25 protein-coding genes and 1 rRNA gene are annotated in these 24,661 nt (G+C 57.8%); 4 read left to right on the top strand and 22 right to left on the bottom strand.

Going from position 1 to position 24,661, the window contains the following annotated elements:
* From rrf to PGR79_RS16030, 3 genes are all read left to right on the top strand, one after another.
* A 5S ribosomal RNA gene (rrf, locus tag PGR79_RS16020) occupies positions 1-86 on the top strand; the annotation flags it as partial.
* Between the two features lie 354 nt (positions 87-440).
* On the top strand, positions 441-716 hold the full coding sequence (locus tag PGR79_RS16025) for a DUF2574 family protein (protein WP_020079736.1): 276 nt from the start codon (positions 441-443) through the stop codon (positions 714-716).
* A 324-nt stretch (positions 717-1,040) separates the two neighbouring features.
* A complete protein-coding gene (locus PGR79_RS16030; protein ID WP_020079735.1) occupies positions 1,041-1,358 on the top strand; it encodes a hypothetical protein in 318 nt (105 codons plus the stop codon).
* 28 nt (positions 1,359-1,386) lie between these two features.
* On the opposite strand, the gene PGR79_RS16035 is transcribed toward PGR79_RS16030, so the two are convergent.
* From PGR79_RS16035 to PGR79_RS16045, 3 genes are read right to left on the bottom strand one after another with little or no spacing between them, the layout of a single operon-like run.
* The gene (locus PGR79_RS16035; protein ID WP_430922027.1) at positions 1,387-2,511 is read right to left on the bottom strand and encodes an ABC transporter permease; all 1,125 of its coding nucleotides are present in this window, start codon (positions 2,509-2,511) and stop codon (positions 1,387-1,389) included.
* On the bottom strand, positions 2,511-5,270 hold the full coding sequence (rbbA, locus tag PGR79_RS16040) for a ribosome-associated ATPase/putative transporter RbbA (RefSeq protein ID WP_430922029.1): 2,760 nt from the start codon (positions 5,268-5,270) through the stop codon (positions 2,511-2,513). The genes PGR79_RS16035 and rbbA overlap by 1 nt, the downstream gene beginning before the upstream one ends.
* A complete protein-coding gene (locus PGR79_RS16045) occupies positions 5,267-6,331 on the bottom strand; it encodes an HlyD family secretion protein (protein ID WP_113374576.1) in 1,065 nt (354 codons plus the stop codon). The genes rbbA and PGR79_RS16045 overlap by 4 nt, the downstream gene beginning before the upstream one ends.
* A gap of 372 nt (positions 6,332-6,703) precedes the next feature.
* Here PGR79_RS16045 and PGR79_RS16050 point away from each other — a divergent pair, with 372 nt between their 5' ends.
* A complete protein-coding gene (locus PGR79_RS16050) occupies positions 6,704-8,098 on the top strand; it encodes a diguanylate cyclase (protein WP_113374513.1) in 1,395 nt (464 codons plus the stop codon).
* 46 nt (positions 8,099-8,144) lie between these two features.
* On the opposite strand, the gene trpS is transcribed toward PGR79_RS16050, so the two are convergent.
* The 19 genes from trpS to dgaE form a co-directional block, all read right to left on the bottom strand.
* Positions 8,145-9,152, bottom strand: coding sequence for a tryptophan--tRNA ligase (gene trpS / locus PGR79_RS16055; protein ID WP_430922031.1), 1,008 nt, complete (start codon positions 9,150-9,152; stop codon positions 8,145-8,147).
* Positions 9,153-9,352: 200 nt separating this feature from the next.
* Positions 9,353-9,682 (bottom strand): DMT family transporter, encoded by a 330-nt coding sequence (locus PGR79_RS16060; protein WP_004204123.1) that lies wholly within the window; start codon positions 9,680-9,682, stop codon positions 9,353-9,355.
* A 17-nt stretch (positions 9,683-9,699) separates the two neighbouring features.
* Positions 9,700-10,113: a DMT family transporter gene (locus PGR79_RS16065; protein WP_087859652.1), complete on the bottom strand. Its 414-nt coding sequence runs from the start codon at positions 10,111-10,113 to the stop codon at positions 9,700-9,702.
* A gap of 31 nt (positions 10,114-10,144) precedes the next feature.
* A complete protein-coding gene (locus tag PGR79_RS16070) occupies positions 10,145-10,813 on the bottom strand; it encodes a hypothetical protein (RefSeq protein ID WP_430922033.1) in 669 nt (222 codons plus the stop codon).
* A gap of 12 nt (positions 10,814-10,825) precedes the next feature.
* Positions 10,826-11,446: a phosphate propanoyltransferase gene (locus PGR79_RS16075; protein WP_430922035.1), complete on the bottom strand. Its 621-nt coding sequence runs from the start codon at positions 11,444-11,446 to the stop codon at positions 10,826-10,828.
* Positions 11,443-11,841 carry a BMC domain-containing protein gene (locus tag PGR79_RS16080; protein WP_213317787.1) on the bottom strand — a complete coding sequence of 133 codons (399 nt, stop codon included), beginning with the start codon at positions 11,839-11,841 and terminating at the stop codon, positions 11,443-11,445. Before PGR79_RS16080 ends, PGR79_RS16075 begins: the two co-directional genes overlap by 4 nt.
* 12 nt (positions 11,842-11,853) lie before the next feature.
* The gene (cutD, locus tag PGR79_RS16085) at positions 11,854-12,801 is read right to left on the bottom strand and encodes a choline TMA-lyase-activating enzyme (RefSeq protein ID WP_045395444.1); all 948 of its coding nucleotides are present in this window, start codon (positions 12,799-12,801) and stop codon (positions 11,854-11,856) included.
* An 85-nt stretch (positions 12,802-12,886) separates the two neighbouring features.
* Positions 12,887-16,273 (bottom strand): choline trimethylamine-lyase, encoded by a 3,387-nt coding sequence (cutC, locus tag PGR79_RS16090; protein WP_430922037.1) that lies wholly within the window; start codon positions 16,271-16,273, stop codon positions 12,887-12,889.
* Positions 16,274-16,298: 25 nt separating this feature from the next.
* The gene (locus tag PGR79_RS16095) at positions 16,299-17,453 is read right to left on the bottom strand and encodes a 1-propanol dehydrogenase PduQ (protein ID WP_430922039.1); all 1,155 of its coding nucleotides are present in this window, start codon (positions 17,451-17,453) and stop codon (positions 16,299-16,301) included.
* 17 nt (positions 17,454-17,470) lie between these two features.
* On the bottom strand, positions 17,471-17,728 hold the full coding sequence (locus PGR79_RS16100) for a EutN/CcmL family microcompartment protein (RefSeq protein ID WP_015368471.1): 258 nt from the start codon (positions 17,726-17,728) through the stop codon (positions 17,471-17,473).
* Positions 17,729-17,752: 24 nt separating this feature from the next.
* A complete protein-coding gene (locus PGR79_RS16105; protein WP_126027705.1) occupies positions 17,753-19,354 on the bottom strand; it encodes an acetaldehyde dehydrogenase (acetylating) in 1,602 nt (533 codons plus the stop codon).
* Positions 19,355-19,407: 53 nt separating this feature from the next.
* Positions 19,408-19,686, bottom strand: a complete 279-nt coding sequence (locus PGR79_RS16110) for a BMC domain-containing protein (RefSeq protein ID WP_004146125.1) — start codon at positions 19,684-19,686, stop codon at positions 19,408-19,410.
* A gap of 12 nt (positions 19,687-19,698) precedes the next feature.
* A complete protein-coding gene (locus tag PGR79_RS16115; RefSeq protein ID WP_002442227.1) occupies positions 19,699-19,983 on the bottom strand; it encodes a BMC domain-containing protein in 285 nt (94 codons plus the stop codon).
* Between the two features lie 17 nt (positions 19,984-20,000).
* Positions 20,001-20,279 (bottom strand): BMC domain-containing protein, encoded by a 279-nt coding sequence (locus tag PGR79_RS16120; RefSeq protein ID WP_012542984.1) that lies wholly within the window; start codon positions 20,277-20,279, stop codon positions 20,001-20,003.
* 446 nt (positions 20,280-20,725) lie between these two features.
* Positions 20,726-21,244, bottom strand: a complete 519-nt coding sequence (locus tag PGR79_RS16125; protein WP_015368469.1) for a FidL-like protein — start codon at positions 21,242-21,244, stop codon at positions 20,726-20,728.
* Positions 21,241-22,044 carry a winged helix-turn-helix domain-containing protein gene (locus PGR79_RS16130; RefSeq protein WP_430922042.1) on the bottom strand — a complete coding sequence of 268 codons (804 nt, stop codon included), beginning with the start codon at positions 22,042-22,044 and terminating at the stop codon, positions 21,241-21,243. The genes PGR79_RS16125 and PGR79_RS16130 overlap by 4 nt, the downstream gene beginning before the upstream one ends.
* A 21-nt stretch (positions 22,045-22,065) precedes the next feature.
* Complete coding sequence (locus tag PGR79_RS16135; RefSeq protein ID WP_015704263.1) at positions 22,066-22,650, bottom strand: TetR/AcrR family transcriptional regulator; 585 nt, start codon at positions 22,648-22,650, stop codon at positions 22,066-22,068.
* 167 nt (positions 22,651-22,817) lie between these two features.
* Positions 22,818-23,564: a 2-dehydro-3-deoxy-phosphogluconate aldolase gene (gene dagF, locus PGR79_RS16140; protein WP_430922044.1), complete on the bottom strand. Its 747-nt coding sequence runs from the start codon at positions 23,562-23,564 to the stop codon at positions 22,818-22,820.
* Complete coding sequence (dgaE, locus tag PGR79_RS16145; RefSeq protein ID WP_049060889.1) at positions 23,551-24,660, bottom strand: D-glucosaminate-6-phosphate ammonia lyase; 1,110 nt, start codon at positions 24,658-24,660, stop codon at positions 23,551-23,553. The genes dagF and dgaE overlap by 14 nt, the downstream gene beginning before the upstream one ends.
* Between the last annotated feature and the right edge of the window lies 1 nt (position 24,661).

A 24,661-nucleotide genomic window follows, 5' to 3' on the forward strand; every position in this document is an offset into this window, starting at 1 on the left:
GACCCCATGCCGAACTCAGAAGTGAAACGCCGTAGCGCCGATGGTAGTGTGGGGTCTCCCCATGTGAGAGTAGGGAACTGCCAGGCATCAAATAAAACGAAAGGCTCAGTCGGAAGACTGGGCCTTTTGTTTTTGTGTTTTGCGGCCAGACGCGCCGCCATTCCCCCGGTGGCGCTGCGCTTACCGGGGCTACAGACCGCGTAGCAACCCGTAGCCCGGGAAAGGCGCCTCGCGCCGCCCCCGGGAAAATACCCGACCCGGCCGCCTGGTTCGTTAACATCAGTAATACCTATCGCACTAATAGCTCTCAGTATAATTGTCCTTATTAATTATATGGATTATCTTTCCTGCGTGATGACATCAACGCATCACCTCTCCTGAGGGAGAAAAATAGAAAGCAAATCGCTTATTTCTCATCCTGTTAACTGGTTATAAATTCAATGAAAAAACCGCTAATTGGGATTCTGACATTAGCTTATGGATTGAGCTTGCCTGCATTCGCTGCTGATACCGCTACATTAACGATCTCCGGGCGTGTGGCGACACCTACCTGCAGCACCAATATCATTAACGAAAAGGCTCAACAGCGTTGTGGGCAAAATACTTACCTCATTAACACGCAAAATATGGCAGTCCCTTCTCATGGGGTGGTTACCCAAACGGTGAATTTACCGAATGATGCGAACAGGAAAATAATTATCAGTAGCTACGATTAATCACCCACTTATATTTCCGCGCCATTATATTGCCCAGCGGCGAAATAATGGCGCGCTGCTATCAGCTATAAAAATCAGCCACTTGTAGACTTGAAAATTTATTCCCACCGCTTAATACTTCTCTCCCCACTTATTTCCACGATCGACAGGTGTTATCCACTCTTTTGGCGGTAATGAGAGACATCATTAACACTTTGTTAACTTGATCTGGTTTAAGTGACGGTAAATTTGATATACAAATAGGGTAGATTGCCTGTATGGATGCTGCCCGAAGTGCCTTGCGATGAATGTTGCAGGTCATCGGCTGGCAATATGAGAATATAAATGAAAATCCTGCTTAACTGGCCGCCGTTGCGCCAGATCGTTACTTACATTCAGGAGCGCTTTACCTTTCTGGTTCTGCTCTGCTGGCCGGCGATTATCTGGCTGTTCTGCCGGGTTGGCGTGTGGCTTACCGATAGCGCCTATCAACTGCTGGGGAAATCGCCTGCCCACTCTTTCACCGTTTATCTTCAGCCATTTATGACGCCCGGCACGTTGCTGCGCATTTCTATCAGCTGGATTGTGCTGTTATTCATTCTTTTCAGTATGGCGATGGCCTTCACCTGGGGTCTGCGCCGCTTTATGAATCGTCAAAAATAAGCCATCGGCGCAGCGCCAGCTCCAGGTTTTATGCCATCTCACCAATTGTCTTGCGAAAACGCAGCAGCGCAATGGTAAAGAAAGCGCTGCCGATAGCGAACAAGATTAAAAACTGCGGCCAGACGATGGCAAAGCTGGCGCCACGGTAAAGTATCGCCTGCGCGAGGCTGACGAAATGGGTGGTCGGCATGGTCAACATAATGTCCTGAACCAGCTGCGGCATACTCTCCCGTGGCGTGGATCCGCCGGAGAGCATCTGCAGCGGCAGCAGCACCAGGATCATTAGTAGCCCCAGTTGCGGCATAGAACGGGCGAGCGTGCCCATAAAAATGCCAATGGAGGTGGTGGCGAACAGGCTGAGCGCAACTCCCAGCATAAACAGCGGAATCGACCCCTCAATCGGTACCTGCAAAATTCCCTGCACCATCAGCAGTAGCGACAGCCCGGAGACAACCAGTACCACTAGCCCCATCGACCAGATCTTGGCCATCATTATCTCAAACGGCGTTACCGGCATCACCAGCAGGTGCTCAATGGTGCCGTGCTCTCGCTCGCGGATAAGCGCTGAGCCGGTGAGGACAATTGCCAGCATGGTGATGTTGTTAATAATCGCCATCACCGCGCCGAAGCGCTCTTGTTCAAGGTTAGGGTTAAAGCGCATCCTCACCGCCAGCTCTACCGGCAGCGAACTGTTGTCGCGATAGCGGGCGACAAAACTGTTCACTTCACCGCTGATAATATTCTGGATATAGCCGTTGCCGGTAAAGGCCTGGCTCATTCGCGTGGCGTCGACGTTAACCTGTACCTCCGGCTGACGACCGGCCAGCACATCGCGCTGGAAGTTTGGCGGAATATTGATGGCGAATGTGTATCGTCCCGCATCCAGCCCGGCATCCATTTCATCGGCGCTGATCAACTCCGGCGTTAAAAACCACGGCCGATAAAAGCCGTTAATGATCCGCGATGAGAGCTGTGATTTATCCATATCGGCAATGGCGATAGGCGCCAGGTGCAGAGAGCCGGGCATTACCGTGGCCGAGGAGTAAACCGACACGGTAAAAGCAAACACAATCAGCGCCAGCATCGCTTTATCGCCGAGCAGGCTGCGCAGCTCTTTGATGCCGAGGTTATAGATATTGCGTAATCCGCGCATCATCCCTCCTGTTTCTTCAACAGAAACAGGCTCAGCCCGAGCACCAACGGCACCGCAATCAATAGTGGAATGAACGAAACCCACAAATCGCTAATATTCAGCGCCTTGGAGAAGGTGCCACGGGCGATGGTCAGGAAATGGCTGGTCGGGTAGATTTGCCCGATCCAGCGACCTGGCCCTTCCAGAGATGCCACCGGATCGATCATCCCGGAGAATTGGGTGGCCGGAATCAGCGTAATAATCGCGGTACCGAAAATAGCGGCGATTTGGCTCTTCATAAATGTCGAAATCAGCAAACCCAGCCCGGTGGCGATGGTGACATACAGCAGCGCCGCCAGGGAGAGGGTCAGGAAACTCCCCTTATGCGCGACACCAAATACGAAGACCGATAAAGCGCACAGTAGAAAGAAGTTAAACATCCCCAACACGATGTAAGGCAGCTGTTTTCCGAGCAAGAATTCGCTGCGGGTGGTCGGCGTCACGTACAGGTTGATGATCGAACCGAGCTCTTTTTCACGCACTACGCTCAGCGCGCTGAGCATCGCCGGGATCATCATCAGCAGCAGCGGGATCACCGCCGGGACGATGGCCGGCAGGCTTTTCACGTCCGGGTTATAGCGATAGCGGGTCTCGATGGAAATGAGCGAGGTCTCACGATTCGGGCTACTTTGCCGCCCGGCCATCTCCTGCAGCCAAGCCAGATGCATCGCCTGCACGTATCCGCGCACCGTTTCCGCGCGATTCGGCATTGCGCCGTCCACCCACACGCCAATCTGCACCGGCGTACCGCGAGCGATATCGCGGCCAAAGTTTGGCGGGATTTCTATTGCCACCGCCAGCTCGCCGTTACGCATTCGACGATCCAATTCGTCATAACTCTGCAGTGGCGCCTGCTCGATAAAGTAGCGTGAGCCCGCGATATTCTGCGACCAGTTCTGGCTGCTGATCGTTTGATCGCGGTCGAGGACGGCAAAGCGCAGATCCTCGACATCCATGCTGATCCCATACCCCATGATAAACATCAGGATCACCGTCCCCAGCAGCGCCAGCGTCGATCGCACCGGATCGCGGCGCAATTCCAGCGCTTCGCGGCGGCTATAGCTAAACAGGCGGCGCAGGCTGAATGACTGGCGTGGGGACGCATTCTTCTGCTGTGATGCGGCAGCAGGCGGCGCGGGCGTTGTAGAGACAGAAACGGTCGGTTGCGCGGCATCCGCCGCTTCCTGCAGCCAGGCGATAAACGCCTCTTCGAGGCTGGCGGAGCCACGTTGCTCAACCAGCACCTGCGGCGTATCGCTGGCCAGCACCTTTCCGGCGTGCATCAGCGAGATACGATCGCAGCGTTCCGCCTCATTCATAAAGTGGGTAGAAATGAAGATGGTGACGCGATCCTGCCGCGCCAGGTCGACCATCAGCTGCCAGAACATGTCGCGTGCCACCGGGTCAACGCCGGAGGTGGGTTCATCCAGGATCAGCATCTCCGGGCGATGGATTACCGCTACCGCTAATGACAGACGCTGGCGGATCCCCAGCGGTAAGTCAGCGGGAAGCGCGTCTTCAACCTCGGTCAGCATAAAGCGTTTGCTCATTTCTGCGACCCGGCCAGCTATTTCATGGTCCGGAATGTGAAACAAGCGGGCGTGCAGCTCCAGGTTTTGCCGTACGCTCAGTTCGCTATAGAGCGAGAAGGCCTGCGACATATAACCCACTCGCTGTCGGGTGGCGATATCTTTCGGATCGACCGGTTGGCCAAACAGCCAGGCCTCGCCTTCGCTGGCGGGCAACAGGCCGGTTAGCATCTTCATGGTGGTGGATTTGCCGCAGCCGTTAGAGCCGAGGAAGCCAAAAATTTCGCCACGGGCGATACGAAAGTTAACGTGGTCGACGGCGACAAAGTTGCCGAAGCGCATGGTCAGGCCGCGCGCTTCAATGGCAATCTCTTCCTCACTGCTGTCGCGCGGCGGGATGACCACGTCTTTATGCGCCAGGCGCTGCGCTTCCGGCAGCAGGGCGATAAATGCCTGCTCCAGGGTCTGGCTGCCGGTCTGTTTTTTGAGCGCCGCCGCGCTACCGGTCGCCAGTATTTCGCCGGCGTTCATCGCCACCAGCCAGTCGAAGCGCTCGGCCTCTTCCATGTAGGCGGTGGCGACCAGCACGCTCATTTCCGGCTGGCGCTGGCGAATGCTGTCGATTAGATCCCAGAACTGCGCGCGGGAGAGCGGGTCGACGCCGGTAGTGGGTTCATCAAGGATGAGTAGCTGCGGGTCGTGGATCAGCGCACAGCACAGCCCAAGTTTTTGTTTCATTCCACCGGAGAGTTTACCGGCGGGGCGATCGCGAAACGGTGCCAGCCCGGTGCTCTGCAGCAGTTCGTTGATACGAAGTTCACGCTCGGCTTTATCGTGACCAAACAGGCGAGCGAAGAAGTCGACGTTTTCATAGACCGATAGCGTATGGTAGAGGTTTTTCCCCAGGCCCTGCGGCATCCAGGCGATTTTCGGGCATACCTGCTGGCGGTGACGAACGTCGCGCATATTGCCGCCGAGCACCATCACGTTACCCTGCTCGATGGCCCGCGCCCCGGCGATAAGCGAGAGCAGGCTTGATTTGCCGACCCCATCCGGGCCAATCAGGCCAACCATGCGCCGCGCCGGAATCGCCAGGTTGATATCGCGCAACGCGATGGTAGCGCCAAACTTCTGGCCAACGTTTTCCAGCAGGGCGACGGGGGGCGAAGTATCCTGCGGCGTCAGTTTCATTGCGGCAACCTCACCGTCAGCGCTTCAGGCCAGCTTTTCTGCTTATCCAGTCGTACCCAGGCCATCCCAGGCAGGCCGGTTTTGACATATTCCAGATGCTGCTCCAGTAGTTCTGGCGGAATGCGCGCCTTGACACGGAACATCAGCTTGAGCCGCTCGTCGCTGGTTTCTACCGTTTTCGGCGTAAATTGCGCGACGCTGGCGACAAAGCTGATATTTGCCGGGATCACTAGCTCTGGCGCGGCATCCAGGATCAAGCGCGCTTCACTGCCGAGCGCCAGGAGACCCGCCTGTTCCGTTGGCAGGAAGAAGGTCATATAGACGTCAGCCAGGTCGACCATGTTCAATACCCGCCCCCCGGCGGCCAGCACTTCGCCTGGTTCAGCAACGCGATACTGGATGCGGCCGTCGCGCGGCGCTTTCAGCTGGCTATCGTCGATATCGGCGAGGATCCGCCGCTCGGTGGCTTCGGCGGCTTCAACGCGGGTTTTGGCCTGAATGATGCTGGTACGGGCGGCTTCAATGGCGGCGCGGGCGGCAGAGACCTGCGCTTTCGCCGATTCCAGCGCCGCGCGGGCGCTTTCAGCGGCCGCGCGATCGTCATCCAGCTGCTGAGCGGAGACGGCGCCACGCTGTGAAAGGGTGCTGGAACGGACGTGGCGTTTAGCGGTGGAGTCTAGCTCCGCCTGGCGTTGCTTCACCACCGCTTCGGTGGCGCGCATTTCGCTCTGCCGCTGGTCGAGTAACGCGTTGGCGGCGGCAACCGCGCTTTGCGCTTCTTTGATTTGCGCGGCGGCTTCGAGGCGCTGCTCGTTAAGTACCCGCGTATCCATCCGCGCCAGCACATCGCCTTTATGGACGAACTGCCCCTCTTTGACCAGAATCGTCTCGATACGCCCGGCAATTTTGGTGGCGATATCGACTTCCGTCGCCTCGATGCGGCCATTACTGGCGGCGAAGCCCGGCGGTAGCCCGGCCGGGCGCAACATCCACCATGCTGCGGCGATGATTACCGCTGCAACTACGATATACCCGGTCCAACGTCGTTTGTTCTTGTCCATACGCGACTCGCTCTGTTCCATATTGCTGAGTGGTGCGCGTTTCGCTATTTCGCCCGGCGGGACGATAAAAAAAGAAGAGATAAGGCCCGTCCGGCGCAAAATCCTGTTACGTTGCCAACCGGTGGGGAAGATGTGCTTTTAGAGTGGTCATCATCAGCAATCCTGGCCTTAAATGAAACACGCATATTTATAATCTGGATACTAACATCGGTTGCGCCAAAGTCCATATATAAACTATGGAATTGCGAGCCCCTCACTGTAATGGCTGAGAACTACGCTATCCCTATGATTTTCTTCGTCTGGTTGACCTGCGGCAACTCATGTATGATCGGCAACCCCGAAATAGACTAACGCCCGGCGAGCGCTTTATTCATGAACGATGAAAGCAAAAAATATATCTCTGTTATTTTTAAGGAGTGGCTACCTCTGTATGACAGCCTGACGCCAGCCGTTAAGGAGGTACTTAAAAATATCGCAGAGGAGCAATCGGAAGCGTTAGCGGCCCGGTTTTATGATTTTATTTTTCAGGATCCGGATATTGCCCGCCACCTGACTTATGATTTAGTTCAGGAGCGTCTGAGCCGCTCGCTGGCGCTATGGGTGAAGGAGATCCTGACCAGCGATAAAGCGCAGTTGCCGGCGTTGGCGGAACGGCAATATCAGATTGGCAGCATCCACGCGCGGATCGGCATCCCGGCGGAGGCGGTTCTGCGCGGCGCCCGGCAGATTAAGGCCGGGCTTATCGAGTATATCCGCGGCCACGTTAGCGACCGCCAGATTGCCGTCGATGCCATTTATTACGCTATTATGGCGATTAATATGGCCGTTGAGATGATGTGCCACGCCTATACCTTATCGCACTATCGGGCGACCAAAAACGAAGAGGCTTATCGCCTGTATAGTTTGATGGACAATGTCCCGATGGAATATGGCAAACAGCAGGCGGCGCTTTCCGGTTGGGAAAATACGGCGATTTTTAATATTGTTAGCGAAAATAAAGCACATACTAACGCTACGTTATTATCTGAGTCGGAATTTGGCCTATGGTTCCGCCATAAGTGCGTGCGCTATTTTAACAAAAATAGCCAGATGGACGAAATCGCCGCATTAATTTCGCAGGTCGACGACTTATTAATAGGATGGCGGGCATCCGCCTCTGCCATGGATTATAAAAATACACAAAACCTGATTCAGGGGATACATATTCATTGCCAGCAAATAGGCAGCCAACTGGGCGTAATTTTTAGCAGCCTGTCGCAGATGCAAAATGGCAAAGATGCGTTAACCAGCCTGCTTAACCGCCGCTATTTGCCGGTGGTGCTGAAGCATGAAGTGACGCTGGCGATGGAGCATGAGTTGCCGATGACGGTGGCGATCGTCGACATCGATCATTTCAAAGGCATTAACGATAACTGGGGCCATATGGTCGGCGACCGGGCGATTAAACATGTCGCGGAACTGCTCAGCGATAATATCCGTTCCAGCGACTATATCTTCCGCTACGGCGGGGAAGAGTTTCTGCTGGTGCTGGTGGAGACCGGCGTGTCAGAAGCGTTTACCATCCTCGACCGCCTGCGCAAGAAAATTAGCCAACTGGCGTTTAACGTTGGCGGCGATACGCAGATCCCGATCACCGCCAGCATTGGCTATGCCGTGCACTCCGGCCATCCCGATTACAACCTGCTATTGCGCGATGCCGATAATGCGCTGTACGCCGCCAAACGCGAGGGGCGCAACTGCGTGAAGATGCATAAAGGCAGGGTGTAAAACGAGCCCCGGTAAACGTAGCGCGACCGGGGCAGGGCTCTGAAGCTCAGAACAGTACCGGCAGCCCCAGCCCGCGCTTCACTTCATGCAGCGTCCGCTGCGTGAGCTGGTGGGCGCGTTCGCTGCCCTGGCGCAACAATTCCAGTAGCATTCCTTTATCCTGACTGTAAGTGGCCCGGCGTTCACGGATCGGCGCCAGTAGCTCCTGCAAGCAGGTTTCCAGTTCATTCTTACACTGGCGATCGCCCAGCCCGCCGCGTTGATAGTGGGCTTTCATCTCAGCAACCAGCGCCTTATCGCTATGGAAAGCGTCGAGATAGGTGAACACTACGTTGCCGTCGACATGCCCCGGATCGCAGACTCTCAGGTGTGTCGGGTCGGTATACATCGCGCTGACCGCGCGGTGAATCTCCTCTTCACTGGCCGATAACGTCAGCGTATTGCCCAGCGATTTCGACATTTTGGCATTACCGTCGACGCCCGGCAGGCGGCTCACTTCGCTGAGTAGCGCTTTGCAGTGGCGCAGCACCGGTTCGCCGGTGAGGCTATTCATTTTGTGGACGATTTCGTTGGTCTGCTCAATCATCGGTAGCTGATCGTCGCCCACCGGCACCAGCTCGGCCTTGAAGGCGGTGATATCGGCGGCCTGGCTAATCGGATAGGCGAGAAAGCCAACCGGCAGCGAGCGGGCGAATCCCTTCTGGGCAATCTCATTTTTTACCGTCGGATTACGTTCCACGCGAGCGACGGTGACGATATTCATATACAGCGCGCTGAGCTCAGCCAGCGCGGGCAGAGCGGACTGCAGGCAAATAGTGGTGAGCCTGGGGTCGATGCCGACGGCCAGATAATCGGCCATGACTTCGAGGATATGGTGGCTGATTTTTTGCGGGTTGCTGCCGTTATCGGTGAGCCCTTGCAGGTCGGCGATCAGGATAAACTGCTGGTGGTCGTGCTGCAGCGCGACGCGCTGGCGCAGCGAGCCGACGTAGTGGCCAAGATGTAGTTGGCCGGTCGGGCGGTCGCCAGTGAGGATGGTTTGTGGATGGTTCATCAGGGACTCCTTATCAGACTGTTCAGCCGAAAGACGTCCTGAAAATAACAAAGCCGCCTTCCGGCGGCTTTGAAAATGGAAACGTGTATCGTGCCGCCTGTTATGCAGGCAGCCACCAACGACGGGGGTAGGTAACGATAACGTTTCTGTTCATCTTTTTATCCTGCCACGAAATCACGGCGGGGTAAACCCGCCTTGTATTACATGGTCGAGAAGACGTTCATGATCACGCCGCCGGAGATAATCAGCGCCATGGCGATAATGGCCGCCAGGTCCGGCTTCTGTTTATAGAGGATCATGGAGCAGATGGTGACGCCGACGATACCGAAGCCGCACCACAGCGAGTAGGCTACGCCCACCGGGATGGTGCTCATCGCGCGGGTGAGGGCGAAGTAGCACAGGCCGTAGGCGCAGACCACCAGCACTGAAGGCGCCAGCTTGCTGAAGCCGTTGGTCTTTTTGATCATCGAGGTGCCGGTGATTTCGGAGCCGATAGACAGCGCCAGCCATAAAAATCCGAGATTAAACATAGGGTATTCCTTTCCTGTTAGTTGGCGATTTTCTTATCCATAGACGCGATTGGCGCGGCGGGCGCGGCTTCTTCGCTCTCTTCAGAACCCATTTTCGAGAACAGGTTCATGATAACGATGCCGCTGGCGATGACCGCCATGCCGATGATGGCGGCGGTATCCGGGTGCTGGCCGTAGAAGGCCATTCCCAGCGTCGAGACCACCAGGATGCCGGTGCCGGACCAGGTGGCGTACGCCAGGCCGACCGGGATATCTTTCACCGCCCTTGAGAGCGAGTAATAGCAGGTGCAGTAGAGGACAATCAGCAGGCCGAGCAGCAGCATTTTTGTGCTGCCTTCGCTGCTACCGAACATTTTTAACGTCGAGGTTGCCGAGGTTTCGGAGAGGATAACCAGCAGCATCCATAACCAGCATTTTGTTTTCGAAGACATCGTTAAGCTCCAGGTTCATAGTTGGGTAAGGTCATATCTTTCTGTTTTTTAAATAATCAATGGCCGCATCGGTCAGCTGCGCGTGCGGAGCCGCCGCCAGCGCCGGATTATTCACCACGTCTGTGACGGTGAGATAACGGCGCGGTTCGCTGCTGGCGGCGGCTGGCGCGGTGGGCGCGTCCAGCGTCGCCAGCAGCTCATTCATGGTGCCGAGGAAGACGCCGCAGGCTTCCAGACGAGCCAGCGTGGCTTGCAGATGCCCGGCATAGGCGCTGTCGGCCTGAGCGCCGCTTAGCTGGTTGAGTTCGCTGAGCGGATCGCAGTGATAGCGCAGCGCCAGCACGGGAATACCCTTCAGCAGCGCCTCATGCGCGCAGCGGGCGAGCGGGCTGCTGAGCGTGCCGTTCAGCAGGTCTGAAGCCAGCGGATAATCGAGAAACGGCAGCAGTACCGCCCGCCACGGCGCTGACGGCAGGGCATCCTGCCAGGCCGAAGAGGGAATTATCTCCCCGACCTCCCGCCACGCGGCGGCGTCAGCGAGGCCATCCTCCAGCGCGAGGCGTAGCGGATAGCCGCTTCCCGCCAGGCGTTGGCGGATAGCCGCGCGATAGCCATCAGCGGCGGTCACCATCACCAGTACCGGCGGGCGCAGGCGCTGCAAAACACGCGCAACTAAACCTTCAATCTGTTCGTCGGTCATGGCGAGCCTCCGTTAGCCGATGAGCGTCACCTGCGCGCCGTTTTTCAACCCGGCGGCATTGGCTTCTTCAGTGTCAATATGAAACTCCAGCGCGAAGTCATCGCGCACCCGCACCACCACTTCATCGAAAGTCAGCTGGCGCTCGCCGTTACTGCGCACGCTGACCTTCTGGCCATTGCTAACGTTGAGTCGGCGTGCGTCCTGCGGCGACATATGAATATGCCGCCAGGCGCAGATCACCTGTGAATGGAGTTCAACGTGGCCAGCGGGCCCAATCAGCAGCGCGCTACCGGCATTCTCCAGCTGGCCGGACTCACGAACTGGCGCCTTAATCCCGAGCGTGAAGCAGTCGGCGCGCGACACTTCCAGTTGCGAAACCGGGCGGGTCGGCCCGAGGACACGGACGTTGGTCAGCGAGCCCTTCGGCCCGACAACGGTCACGCACTCCTGGGCGGCGAACTGCCCCGGCTGGCGCAGCGGTTTAAATGGCGTCAGGCTGTAGCCTTTGCCGAACAACGCCTCGACGTCCTGTTGCGTGAGATGGACGTGGCGGTTGGAGATCCCCACCGGGATCGCCGGCGCCGTTGCGCTCAGGCGGGCGGCGATTTTTTCGCGAACCAGGGTGTCGATCATGACTTCTTCCCTTTCTTCAGCGCCGGATGTTTATCTTCCGTTTCGTTCGGGGCGGCAGGGGGGGCGATAGGTTCCGGGGCGGGGATAACCACCGGTTCGGCCGTTTTTTGCTCGCGCGGCGGGTTGCCTTTGAGGTTGCTTAACGCTTCAACCACGCAGCGCTCCGGGCGGGCAATCACCAGCGACTTCACGGTGTGCTCGGCGCCAGCCACCGCCACGCCGCGTTCGATAGCGGTGTGGATGGCGCTGATTTCCCCTTCAAAGCAGACGCTCACCAGCCCGGAGCCTGGTTTGCGATAGCCAATGCAGGTCACTCCCGCGGCTTTACAGGCGGCGTCGACGGCCTGAATGGCGGCGACCCATCCTCGCGTTTCAATTACGCCTAAACTTTTCATGGTCGGCTCCTGTTAATGGCGGACTAAGCGAATATCAAAATCAAATTGCTGGAAGAAGGTTTCCAGCCGGTCCAGTTCGTCCGGTGAATAAGACGGGTCCTGGGTAATCGGGTAGGGCATATCCAGGCGTTCATACTTTTTGCGTCCCAACTGGTGGTACGGCAGCATGTCGATGCGGCGGATATTTCCACGCTTCGCCAGCTTCTGTACGTAATCAATGGCGCCGGTAATGGCGTCGAATGAGTCGTTGTAGCCGCGAATGAGCGGCATACGCACAATGACGTTGGCGCCGGAATCCACCAGCCATTCGAGATTGCGGCGGATCCCTTCGTTGCCGATGCCGAGCATCGCCTTGTGGTGTTCGCTGTTAATTTGCTTAATGTCGAACAAGAAGGTGTCGGTGACCGGCGCCAGCTTCTGGTAGTTGGCAAGCGGGGTGGTGCCCTGGGTTTCGACGGCGGTGTTAATCATCATCTTTTTGCATTCGCTGAATAAGGCGACGGCAAAATCGGTCTGCAGGCTCATCTCGCCGCCGCCGATGGTGACACCGCCGCCGGAGGAGATGTAGAAGTCGTAGTCCTGCATGATGATCTCCATCAGCTCGCTAACGGTGACGTCCTTGCCCATAATGTCCAGCGCGTTCTGGGTGCAAATCTCTTCGCATTTGCGACAGCCAATGCAGTCTTTATTGCGGTCGACGAAGTGCTTCATTTCGCCGTTTTCTTCCGCCCGATAATGAATACCCGCCGGACAGACGCTGACGCAGTCGCCGCAGTTAATGCATTTGTCGTGCGAGAACATCACCTGGAACTGACTGCTCAGCCCTTCCGGGTTGGCGCACCACGGGCAGCGAATGTTGCAGCCCTTAAAAAACACCAGCGTGCGAATGCCATCGCCGTCATAGATCGAATATTTCTGGATATTGAAAATTCGGCCCGTTAATTCTTGTTTTGCGATCACGCTTGCCTCCCGCTCCGTCCCGTTACGGGACGGAGAACTTCCGGTTATTTCTCAAATACAGCTCATTTAATTCTCTTTAAGAGAACTAGAACTTCTCAATCACCGTACGGCTGATGATCTCGTCCTGGACCTCTTTGCACAGCTCAACGAAGTAGGCGCTGTAGCCGGCAACGCGAACGATCAGGTCGCGGTATTTCTCCGGCTCCTGCTGCGCCTTCTTCAGTACTTCGTTATCGACGTAGCTGAACTGCATCTGGCCGTTGCCGAGAATCGAGGCGGTACGCAGCAGGGTAATCAAGCCATGGCGGCCTTCCGGGGTATCCAGCAGCCCTTTGAGGAACTTGAAGTTGTGCACCATGCCGATGTTCATGGTTTCCACGTTCATCTTGCTGACCGACTTGATAATCGCTGTCGGGCCTTGTTTATCCGCGCCCTGGGTAGGGCTGATGCCGTCGGAGAGCGGCATCCACGCCAGGCGGCCGTTCGGCGTGGCGTTGGTCAGCTCGCCGATTGGCGTGTTGTTGGAGATAGACAGGGTGCCGTGGCTGAGGGTCGAGTAGAGCATTTTGTATTTACGGCACTCTTTCTCGGTCCATTCGGTAATATCCAGCGCGTACTGGTCGACGTAGTTATCGTCGTTACCGTATTTCGGCGCGTTCAGGCAGTCGCGGCGCAGCGCTTCGTAACCTTCAAAGTTGGCCAGCAGCGCATCGCGGATCTGCTCAAGGGTGTATTTCTTCTCTTCGAACACCAGCTTGCGGATCGCCGCCATCGAGTCGACGTAGGTCGCCAGACCGGAGAAAATCAGCCCCGGACCGTGGTTGACCATCGCGCCGCCGGCGGCGACATCTTTGCCGCTCTCCATGCAGCCTTCGACCAGTAGCGACATCAGCGGCTTCGGCGCCACATCGCGATGGACGCGCTGGCTAATGACGGTGCCGATGGCCGACAGGCGCACGATATGGGCGATCTGCTGTTTTACCGCCGCGTCGAATTCGTCGAAAGTGCGCAGGTCGCGCAGGTCGCCGGTGTCCAGCCCCTGATAGCTATCGAACAGCACCATCCGCCCGCGGTTGAGCACGAATTCAATCGCGATAGGCCACTGGGTGTAGCCGGTGGAGGTCCACTGATAGATGCGCCCGGATTTCTGCGGCTCAACGCAGCCCATCAGGCAGTAATCGCGGGCGTCTTCAAAATCGAAGCCTTTGCGCAGCATCATCTTGATGTGGGAGTCATCGAAGTGGCAGGCCGGGAAGCCCATTCCCGCTTTCACCACGTCGACGATTTTTTCCATGTATTTCTGCGGCGACTGGTTGTGGATACGGCAGGCCAGCGACGGCTGGTAAACCTTCACGAAACGCACCGCGTCCATAATCAGATAAGTCAGATCGTTACAGGCATCGCCGCCGCTACGTTTCTGGCCGCCAACGGTGAGATTGATAAACGGCTGATAACCCGCGAAATATTTCGCTCCCAGCTCGCTCGACATCCACATCAGTTCAGCGCATTTGATGATGAACGCCTGCAGCAGCTCCAGCGCGGTCTCGTGGGTCAGACGGCCTTCGCGGATATCGGCTTCGAACATCGGGTAGCAGTACTGGTCGACGCGCCCCAGTGACAGCCCGGTCTGGTTCTCTTCGATTTCAAACAGCGATTCGACGGTCCAGATGCTCTGCAGCGCTTCCTGCAAGGTCTTCGGCGGATTGGCCGGCACGTTTTCGTTCACTTCGGCGATGGTCAATAGCTCGGCGCGGCGCTGGGTGTTTTGCTCTTTAGCCGCCAGTTCGCGGGCGTGGGCGGCGATGCGGCGGGCGTAGTTGACCACACCTTCACAGGTTTCAATCGCCGCTTTGTAGTAGTAGATACGGTCGATATCTTCCGGGTTTTCCATGCTCAGGCTGGCCAGATGCGCCTCGGCATCGGCTTTAATGCCGTTCATCCCTTTGGTGAACAGCAGCACGTCGTAGCCCGGACAGGTATCGCCGCCGCCGTTAATCTGGTGATAGGAGAGGTCGCTGACGAAGGTCTCGCCGCTGAAGGCCCAGACGCCGGCCTCACGGTATTGCGCTTCGCAAATCTCATCCAGCGAACGGCCTTCCCAGAACGGCACGATCTCTTCGCGAATGGTTTTTTTATCCGCTTCGCTGATTTCAAACGGATCCTGCGGGCGGGTGCTCATGGTGTCGAGCTCATCCCGTACCCAGCGCCAGGCGATATCCGGCGAGAAGGCGCCCGCGCGCGGCTTGCCGCACGGATGGCCGACGATCAGCTCATCGTCCTGAATCAGAATCGGCGCGGTTTCGCAGGCGTGGCGGAAAGCTTTGGCGCGCAGCAAAATGGTCGGCATGCCAGGGTTGGCTTTGACCACTTCGGTAAAGGCCAGCGCGCGATAGATAGAGACGCTCGGGCGTACCGTCAGGTAGTGGTTACGCAGGCGCTGCATACGCGGGGTTAAGCCTTCTATCGCCGGCGTGTCGGCGCAGGCCGCGAACGGCGCGTGGCTGACCTGTTGTGCGCCGCTAAACAGACGCACCGGCAGATTCAGCGCGCTGAGGTTGCGCTGGGCGCTGATAAACATCGCCGAGAGTTCGTTCACTTCGGCGTTGTCAAAAGAGGCGCCGTGCAGCATGGCGTCGAGCATCGGATAGCCGTCAATGGCGCAGGCGGCGCGGACTTCGCTCAGTTCCGCCAGCTTGAACCACAGGCACTCCACGATTTCATAGGCCTGCTGGTTATTCAGCGCGCCGCTGTTGATATCGCGCTGGAAGTAAGGCAGCAGCGCTTTATCCGCCCCTTGCGGGTTAACCGCATAGCTGCCGTTATCCAGCTGTAGCGCCAGCTGGAACAGATAGAACGCCTGGCAGGCTTCTTTGAAATTACGCGCCGGATGGGCCGGAACGTGGTGCAGAATGGCCGCGCTATCGAGCAGCTCGGCTTTGCGATAAGTATTGGTTTCTGCGGCTGCCAGCTGCTCGGCGCTGTTGGCCAGATTTTGCGCCAGCGCGAGCAGGGCGTCGCAGGCGTAGATGGCGGCGCGGCAGCCGTTGACTTCATCCATACCGCTGCGGCTAACGGCGCTACCGAGGGCGCGGGTTTTCTCTTCCAACTGGTGCTTAATCGCCAGCACGCCTTTTTCGACGACCAGGTTGTAGTCCGGTGAATCGAGATCGCTGTTGAGGTTGAGGAACTGGAATACGGATGGCCGATGCGCGGCGCTTTCATCATGGAAAATCGCCCCGTGCGGTTTACGGGTCTGGTTACCGACGATCAGTTCGTCGGCGCTAATGGTCAGCGGCAGCTGGCGCATCAGTTCATAGAAACGGCGAGCCGGTTTGACGGCGGCGGGAATGCCTGCGATATCGCTATCCAGCGCGCTGAGGATCGCGGCGTGCTCGGTGCACAGGCTGCTTGCCTGCGAGCGTAAACGGTCTGCCAGCACTTTGACGCGCGGCGTTAAGCTGTAGTGTGCCATGGGTAAGGTTCTCCAAATCTTGTTATCAGTGGCCCTGTACGGGATGACCGGACCAGGCCCGGCGATAAAGCTCGGTTAACGCGTTAGCGTCCGGCGCGCGTGGGTTGGTTGGGGTACAGCTGTCGCGCAGCGCCTGGCCGACCATCTCCGGCAAACGGCGTTCGAATTCAGCCGCCTCAATGCCGGTGTCGCTAATGCCGGAGGGCATGCTCATCTCTTCTTTTAAAGCCTGAATGGCGACCAGCAGGCTGGCGACGCCCTGGCGCGGCGAGGCGGCTGGCAGATCCAGCAGATGCGCCAGACGGGCATATTTCGTTGCTGCAAGGGTGTCGCACTGGCCGTCGAAATCGGCGTTCCAGGCGACGACTTGCGCCATCAACAGGGCGTTGGCGCGGCCATGTGGCACGCGGAAGACGCCGCCGAGGGCGTGGGCCAGGCTGTGGGTGATCCCAAGCGAGGCGTTGGTGAAGGCCATCCCCGCCATGCAGGAGGCGTTATGCATCTTTTCACGCGCCTGTAGGTTGTCGCCGCTGCGCCAGCAGGTCGGCAGATAGCGAAATACCTGCTGCACCACTTTCTCCGCCAGCGCGTCGGAAAAGTCGCTGGCGGCGCGGGAGACGTAGGCTTCCAGAGCGTGACACAGCACGTCCATGCCGGTGTCGGCGGTAATCGCCGGCGGCACCGAAGCCACCAGCGACGGGTCAAGAATGGCGATATCCGGCAGCAGCGACGCATCCACCAGTACCAGCTTTTCCGCGTTGGCTTTCACCACCGAAAAGGCGGTGACTTCCGAGCCGGTACCGCTGGTGGTGGGGATAGCGACAAAGCATGGACGCGGGCGGTCAGTCTGCGGACGGGTTTGCGCCAGGGAGAAAATAACCGCTTTGGCGGCATCGATTACCGAACCGCCGCCGAGCGCGATAACCAGATCTGGATAGTGGTTATCCATTAACTTCATGCCGCGCACCACGGTGGCGATATCCGGATCCGCCACTACGTCGTCCCACATCTGCCAGGCGATCCCGCGCTGGCGCAACAGGGCGGTGACGCGCTCGGCGAGACCAAACTTCACCATCGCTTTATCGGTCACCAGCAGCACGCTGCGGGCGGAAAGTTCGTTCAGCACCGAGAGGGCGTCCTGACCGAAGCAAATCCGCGGTTTCAGTAAAAATTCACTCATTGGGCTACTCACTCCTGTTAGGCGTCCCGAAACACGTTCTCGACAATGGCGACCACCGACATCGCTTTGTAGCGGTCTTTATTGAGCGCGAAGTACTCTTCCGCCAGCACGATGTCGTGCATGCCGGCGCCGACGTTATCGACGGCAACCCAGGTCTGGTCTTTCATCGGCTGCTGTTTGTCATCTAAGCGGGTGATCAACAGCAGGTTGCTGCCGCGTAGCTCATCGCATTTTTGCGTGGCGACGACATGGCCGGTTACCTTTGCGAGAATCATCGTTTATCGCCTTATATCAGTGCGTTACTTAGCGAGGCGCTCCAGCACCTGGCGAATAACGCGTTCCACGTTTTGTTCGTTGATTTCACCTTCCATACTGGCGGCGCCTGCGCTGGCGAAACGGTCATCGTTGCCTGCGGAGCACGCTGGCGCGGCATTGGCCGGAGCGTTGAAACGCACGTCATCAAGAATGCTGCGCTGCGGATCGCTCGCCGGAGTAACGATGGTCGGCTGGGGCTCAGGGCGGCTGCCCGGCGCGCGAAGCTCGTCAATCGAACGCACGCCATAGCCGACTTTGCGGATATTGAGCAGGTTCATCGGGCCGACGTTGTCGGAGCTGGAGCCGCCGCCGACCGCGCCGCAGCCGAGAGTCAGCGCCGGAGAGATGTTGGTGGTCGCGCCGATCCCGCCGAGCGCCGCCGGAGTATTAATCAGAATGCGGTTGACCGGTTTTTCGAGGCTGAACTGGCGGATGACATCCTGATTACGGGTGTGGATCACCAGCGTATGGCCGAGTCCTTCGTTGGTCAGCAGCTCCACCACGCGGTGGCAGGCGGCTTTCCAGTCTTCTTCCACGTACAGGCCGAGTACCGGGCACAGTTTTTCGCGCGAGTAGGGGTTTTTCGGCGATACGGTGGTTTGCTCGGCGATCAGCACTTTAGTGCTGGCCGGTACGCAGAATCCCGCCATCTGGCTGAGGTATAGCGCGGTTTTGCCGACCACTTTCGGGTTGATGGTGCCGTTCGGGCGCAGCAGCAGCGCCGCCATTTTCGCCGCCTCATCTTCATTCATGAAGTAGACGCCCTGCGCTTCCAGCTCGCGGTGAACCTCGTCGTAAATGCAGCGTTCGACGATAATCGACTGCTCAGAGGCGCAGATCACGCCATTATCGAAGGTTTTACTGGTGACGATATCTTTCACCGCGTGGTGGATATCGGCGCTGCGTTCGATAAACGCCGGGCCGTTACCCGGGCCGCCGCTGATGGTCGGGGTGCCGGAAGCGTAGGCCGCCCGCACCATGCCTTCGCCGCCGGTGGCGAGGATCAGCGACACGTCTTTGCTGTGCATCAGTTCGGAGGTGGCTTCGAGCGTTAACTGGGTGATGCCGTCAACACTGCCTGCCGGGGCGCCGGCCGCTTCTGCCGCGCGTTTGACGATTTCAATCGCCTTCCAGCTGCACTGACGCGCGCCCGGATGCGGGGAGAAGATAATGGCGTTGCCGGCCTTGAGGGCGATCAGCGCTTTGTAGATAACCGTAGAAGTTGGGTTAGTTGAGGGGACCAGCGCGCAAATTACGCCGAGCGGCACGCCCACATCCATCACTTTTTTTACCGGGTCGTCATGAATGATGCCAACGGTCTTCATATCTTTGATGGCGTCGTAGACGCGCAGCGAGGCGAAACGGTTTTTCAGCACTTTGTCCTGCCAGTTGCCAAAACCGGTCTCTTCCGCGGCCATTTTCGCCAGCGCTTCGGCGTGGTGCGCTGCTTCCTGGGCCACGTTTTTCACGATGGCGTCGATTTGCTGTTGCGAAAAGGTGGCCAGAATCGCCTGCGCCTTTTTGGCGTTGCGCACCAGTTCCCGCGCGTTCTGCCGGGATTGCAAATCGTTATCCAGTTCAATCATGAGTCTATCCTTCATCAGACGAAAAGAGTGGAGACGGGGCGCGCCCTGTCAGGTCATGCTTTGTGCTGCGCCGCGATTTTTTCGATGTCGTTATGTGGACGCGCGATGACGCGAGAACTGACGACTTCGCCAATGCGTTTCGCCGCTTCCACGCCGGAGTCGACCGCCGCGTTGACCGCGCCGACGTCGCCTTTCACCATTGCGGTGACGAGGCCGGAACCGACGTTTTCATAGCCGATAAGCTCGACGTTGGCGGCTTTACACATCGCGTCCGCGGCTTCAATGCAGGCCACCAGACCTTTGGTTTCGATAAGACCAAGCGCTTCTTTCATCAGGTTTCTCCGTTAGTCCGCAATTTTGTAATGCGAGACGATTTTGTTGATGTCGTTATGCGGACGGGCGATAACCAGCGAGGTCACCACTTCGCCGATGCGCTGCGCCGATTCCACACCGGAATCCACCGCCGCTTTCACCGCGCCGACGTCGCCTTTCACCATCGCGGTGACAAGGCCAGAGCCGACGTTTTCATAGCCGATAAGCTCGACGTTGGCGGCTTTACACATCGCATCCGCCGCTTCAATGCAGGCCACCAGACCTTTGGTTTCAATCAGACCTAATGCATCACCCATTTGCGTTCTCCTGGCCTTCAGGCCTTGTGTTTAATGACGATTTTGTTGATGTCGTTATGCGGACGCGCGATGACCAGCGAGGTCACCACTTCGCCGATGCGCTGCGCGGATTCCACACCGGAATCCACCGCCGCTTTCACCGCGCCGACGTCGCCTTTCACCATCACGGTGACAAGGCCAGAGCCGACGTTTTCATAGCCGATCAGTTCGACGTTGGCGGCTTTACACATCGCGTCCGCTGCTTCAATACAGGCCACCAGACCTTTGGTTTCGATAAGCCCCAATGCATCACCCATCGTGATTTCCTCCAGAACAGGTTTTGTTATTCGGGAAAACCGTCCGCGTAACGGCATCAACACGCGGAAGCGGCGTTCGGGGTTCACTATAGGGAATGGGGAAAGAAGTGAAATTTAAATCCGTGGAGATGAATATTTTAGGTTTTTACTCTGTGATTTAGCCTTATTTAGCCTTCCATTTATCTTTTCGTTCTGTTTTATGCGTGTTGATTTTTATGATGATATGGCGCTTTTTTAGGCTATTTATCGGCGAGAGGTGAATGTTAATAAGATGCTAATTACTTGCCAGCAGGCGGTAATATAGCCGCGTGATAATTGTGGGTATGCGCAAGTTTTGGCGTCGAAGATAAATACAAAACGTGCGCTTTTAGCATCGTGGAAAGAGGGGGCAATAACGGAGCGTGAGCGAGGGCGCATTTTCCTCGCGGCGGTACAGAGGGGACGGGTTAGTTAAGCGTGCTGCCGGACTTCAGCGTGCAGATGTAGAGCGGTGAGTTGATAGAGCTCAGCAGGATAGCTTTGTCGTTAAGCTTCTGCGCGTTGAGGAACAGGCCATCGTGGCTGTCGGACATCTCGCGCATGAAGTAGTCGAAGATGACATTCGGCGATTCGTCGATGGACGAGGCGCTGGATTCCCATTTTTTAATCCGATAGTGGCGTTCGGTTGCCGAGATACGTTGGCTGGTGTAGCTGAATTTGACGTAGCGCTGCAGGTAGAGCCAGCCGGCGGCGGAGTCGGTATAGCCTTCCACCACCATCGAACCGTTACCGTTGGCGGCAAAATTAAAATGGATATTGCCGTTCACATTCTCTTTTTCCATGTTTTCAAAGCGCATGATCGCTTTGGTGGAGCAGCTCATCACGCCATCGTTGGCATCCGGCAACAGGCGCCAGGCGCTAAAACCGGCTGCGGCGATAAACGCCAGGGCGGAGAGGGCGAAAAAGGGGCGGGGCGCGAGTCTCATTGCGGCTTCCAGGAGTAGTAAAAGTAGTTATCGCAATAGCTAAATGGGTTGTCTTCGTGCATCGCGCAGTGGGCGAGAAATACCCGGCCCAGGCCGTTAGTCTCCAGCCGGTCGCCGTAGAAGAAAACGAAACGCTCCCCCGGCTTGCAGCTGAGCTTCAGCCGCTGACGCACCTCATCAAAATTCTTCCCGTAGGCCCTCGCGGAGACCGAACGCAGCATCTCATCGCTGGCCAGCAGTTCGCACTGGCTGTGGCTCATCAGCGTCAGATTGATTGGCCGGGCGACGTGGGTGCCGGCGAGACTAAATGCCACCAGCAGCAGGGCGATGAGCAGCAGACAGCCGCCGGCCAGATACCAGCACATACCGCGCGCATGTAGAGAAGCGGTGGGCGGCGTTGGCGCCGCAGGGGGAGCGGATTCGTCAGGCGTAGCGCATGTGAGAACGGCATCGGCGGGCGTCGGCTCGGCGTCGAGCAGTTCGATGCTGAGATCTTGATTCAGCTGCAGCATGCCGCGCGATACGGTGACAATAATGTTATCGATATCGTAGTGGCGGAAGGTTTTGCGCAGCATGCTCAGGTATTGATTGAGATTGCTGTTGGATGAGGTTAAGCCGTTATCGTCCCAGACCTTTTTCAACACTTCATCGCGACTGACAACGCCGGTATGGCGAAGAAAAAAATAGAGCAGCGCGTTGGCGGTAATGGATAGCTGGCTATCCGGCTCATTGCCGCCCGGTAATGTTAGGGTGCCGTCCGTTGCGTCATAAATGAGACGGGCATTGATGTTGTAGCGCATCGCGGCCTCACTCTACTCGCTTCACGCGGGAAGCGTCATTTTTGTCAGATCGTTTACCAGCGCCTGACGGTGTTCGCTGCTCATGGTGCGCCCTTCGGTCAGTTCCGATAACCAGATGCCGTCGGCGGCATAGCGCACCAGCGTGCCGGTCGGGCCGTTATCGAGCGCATCGCCCTGCGCCAGATGATCCAGCATCCAGTCGCGCCAGCATTTTCGCAGCACCGGTTCGTCGGGCATTGCCAACGACAGCACCATCAGTTGCCGGCTTTCGTGGGTATCCGTCAGCTCCGGGTTGGACAGATAGCGCAAATAGGCGCGGGTAAAGCGCCCGTAAGCGATGTTATCGGCGGCCATCAGCTCGCTAATCGCCTTTTCCATAATCGCCAACAGCCGGGCGAACAGGGCGAAAATTAGCGCCTGTTTATTGGGAAAATGGTGCATGAGCCCGCCTTTGCTGACGCCAGCTTCGCGGGCGACGGCGTTCAGCGACAGGGCGGCGATACCGTCCCGGCCGGCAATCATCGCCGCCGATTCAAGCAGTTGACGATGCAGACGGACGGGGTCTTTTTTACGATGCTGGGCTTCCATGTTCATGGCCCGGATCATACCGACCAGACGGTATGATTATTCTTGATCGCTATCAATATGAGAGGGCGCTTTGCACAGCGGGATGCGGTTATTGCGTGGATGCTCACAGATTGACAGCGACCTTCAGCAGATCAGGCAGTTAGCGCGTGCGGTAATCGTGACCTACACCGCACGCGCGGGGGGGATTAATCGACCAGTTCCTTGACGATGTTCATCAGAGCATGGACATCTTGCGGGCGGGTATTGCCGCTTTGCGGATCGATAATGGAACTATAAATATGCGGCATGACCTGCGCGACGCCGGCCTGCAGGCAGGTTTGCAGAATCAGCGCAAAGTTATCGAGATCGATGCCCCCGGTGGGCTCAATCAGCGTCATACCGTTTTCTGCCGTGCTTTGGGCGAGCGCTTTCAGCTCCGCCAGCGACTTTTCGCCCCCCATCGGGAAAAATTTAGCCGCGTGCGCGCCCATATCCTGCATCATTCTGACCGCCGCATCGCAGGATACCTGGGCCGGGATGCCCTTGGCGCTGCGCACGCCGGTGGAGATACGTACTTCACCGGGCGTGCCGCTGGGGCTGACCAGCGCATTAATAAAGGTTTGCTGGCCTCCGGTCGCCGCCAGCGCCCCGGCGGCAAAGCCGCTGCCGGTGAAGGTCTGGTTGACGTGAGCGGGATGGACCTGCGCGGCGATCATTGCCGCTTTGTAAAACTGCGCCGGATCGCCGGCGCCGAGACCGACGGAAATAGAAGGCACTTCCGCCATCCAGCGGCGCACTTCTGCAACGCCTTGCTCAACGTCGGTAAATTGCGCCGAGAGTACGCCAATCACCGCGTGCCCTTCAGCGGCGTCATAGATTTCCCGGGCGTTGGCGATGTCCTTCGCCAGCACGTTAATCGCCACCCGCTGGCGATAAAAGTTAATCCGCTGCATGCTGCGTAATCTCCTGTAAGCGCGCGACGATGAGCGACATTTCTCCTTCGCCGACGGTGCGAGGGTCAAGGCTAAAATGGCCCTCATGCAGATAGTAGCGGCGGGCGTAAATGGCGATATCGCCGCCGCGTAGCTGGGCTTCAACCTCATGGGCGCTGAGTCCCAGTTCATTGGCGTCGACGCTGACACGAATGCGCCAGATGGCGCGCCCGGCCTCATCCTGCTCGATATCGGCGCGCAGGCCGGGTAGCGCGGAGATCGCCTCGGCGAATGGACGCAGCGCGGCGGCGTCGGGCGCCGGTGCCGCCGTCCGGTAACGGTCCAGCGCGTAAACGAGACCGACCATATTCTCTTTGCCGATTTTCATCGCCCGCGCGATGCCGTAATGCTGGGCTTTACAGGCGGCGATCCAGTTACGCTTGCCGCTAATAAAGCCTGAGGTTGGGGCGTTAAAGGCTTTCGCCCCGCTGTAGATAACCATGTCCGCGCCGCTGGCGACCCACTGGCGCAAGTCTTCTTCGGCGGCGGCATCGACGATCAGCGGCAGATTATGCTGGCGGGCGACCTGCACGAAATCGTCAATACCGAGCATCCCTTTTTGCACGCAATGGTGGGATTTCACATACAGTAGCGCCGCCGTGCGTGCGTTCACCGCGCTCTCCAGCTGCCAGCGTGCCGCCAGATTGCTGGAGCCGACTTCGACAATGCGCCCGCCGCCGAGGCGGATGGCGCTGGTGATTGGTGCGCCGTAATCGACATTATGCCCACGCAGTATCACTATCTCGTTCGGCCACTGGCTGCTGTCCGGCATCTGCGCCACCTTTTCCGGCTCGCCGCGGGTGATAGCCGCCGCGACGGCGATGGCGATACCGGCGGAGGCGCAGGAGGTGATATAGCTGTCTTCCGCGCCGGTGTGGGCGGAAACCAGTTCGCCCGCGCGGTCGGTTAATTTATCGATTTCGACGAAGGCTCCCGCCGCCTGCGCGGTGGCCTGCATCACTTGCGGGTCGACGGCGGACACGCCGAGGATGGTCATTTTGCCGCAGGCGTTAATCACCCGTTTTAAGCCCAGTTGCTGGTAGATATTGCCGTTCATG

Origin of the sequence: Klebsiella sp. 141161 (genome assembly GCF_050600815.1) — a bacterium.
GTDB lineage: Bacteria > Pseudomonadota > Gammaproteobacteria > Enterobacterales > Enterobacteriaceae > Klebsiella > Klebsiella aerogenes.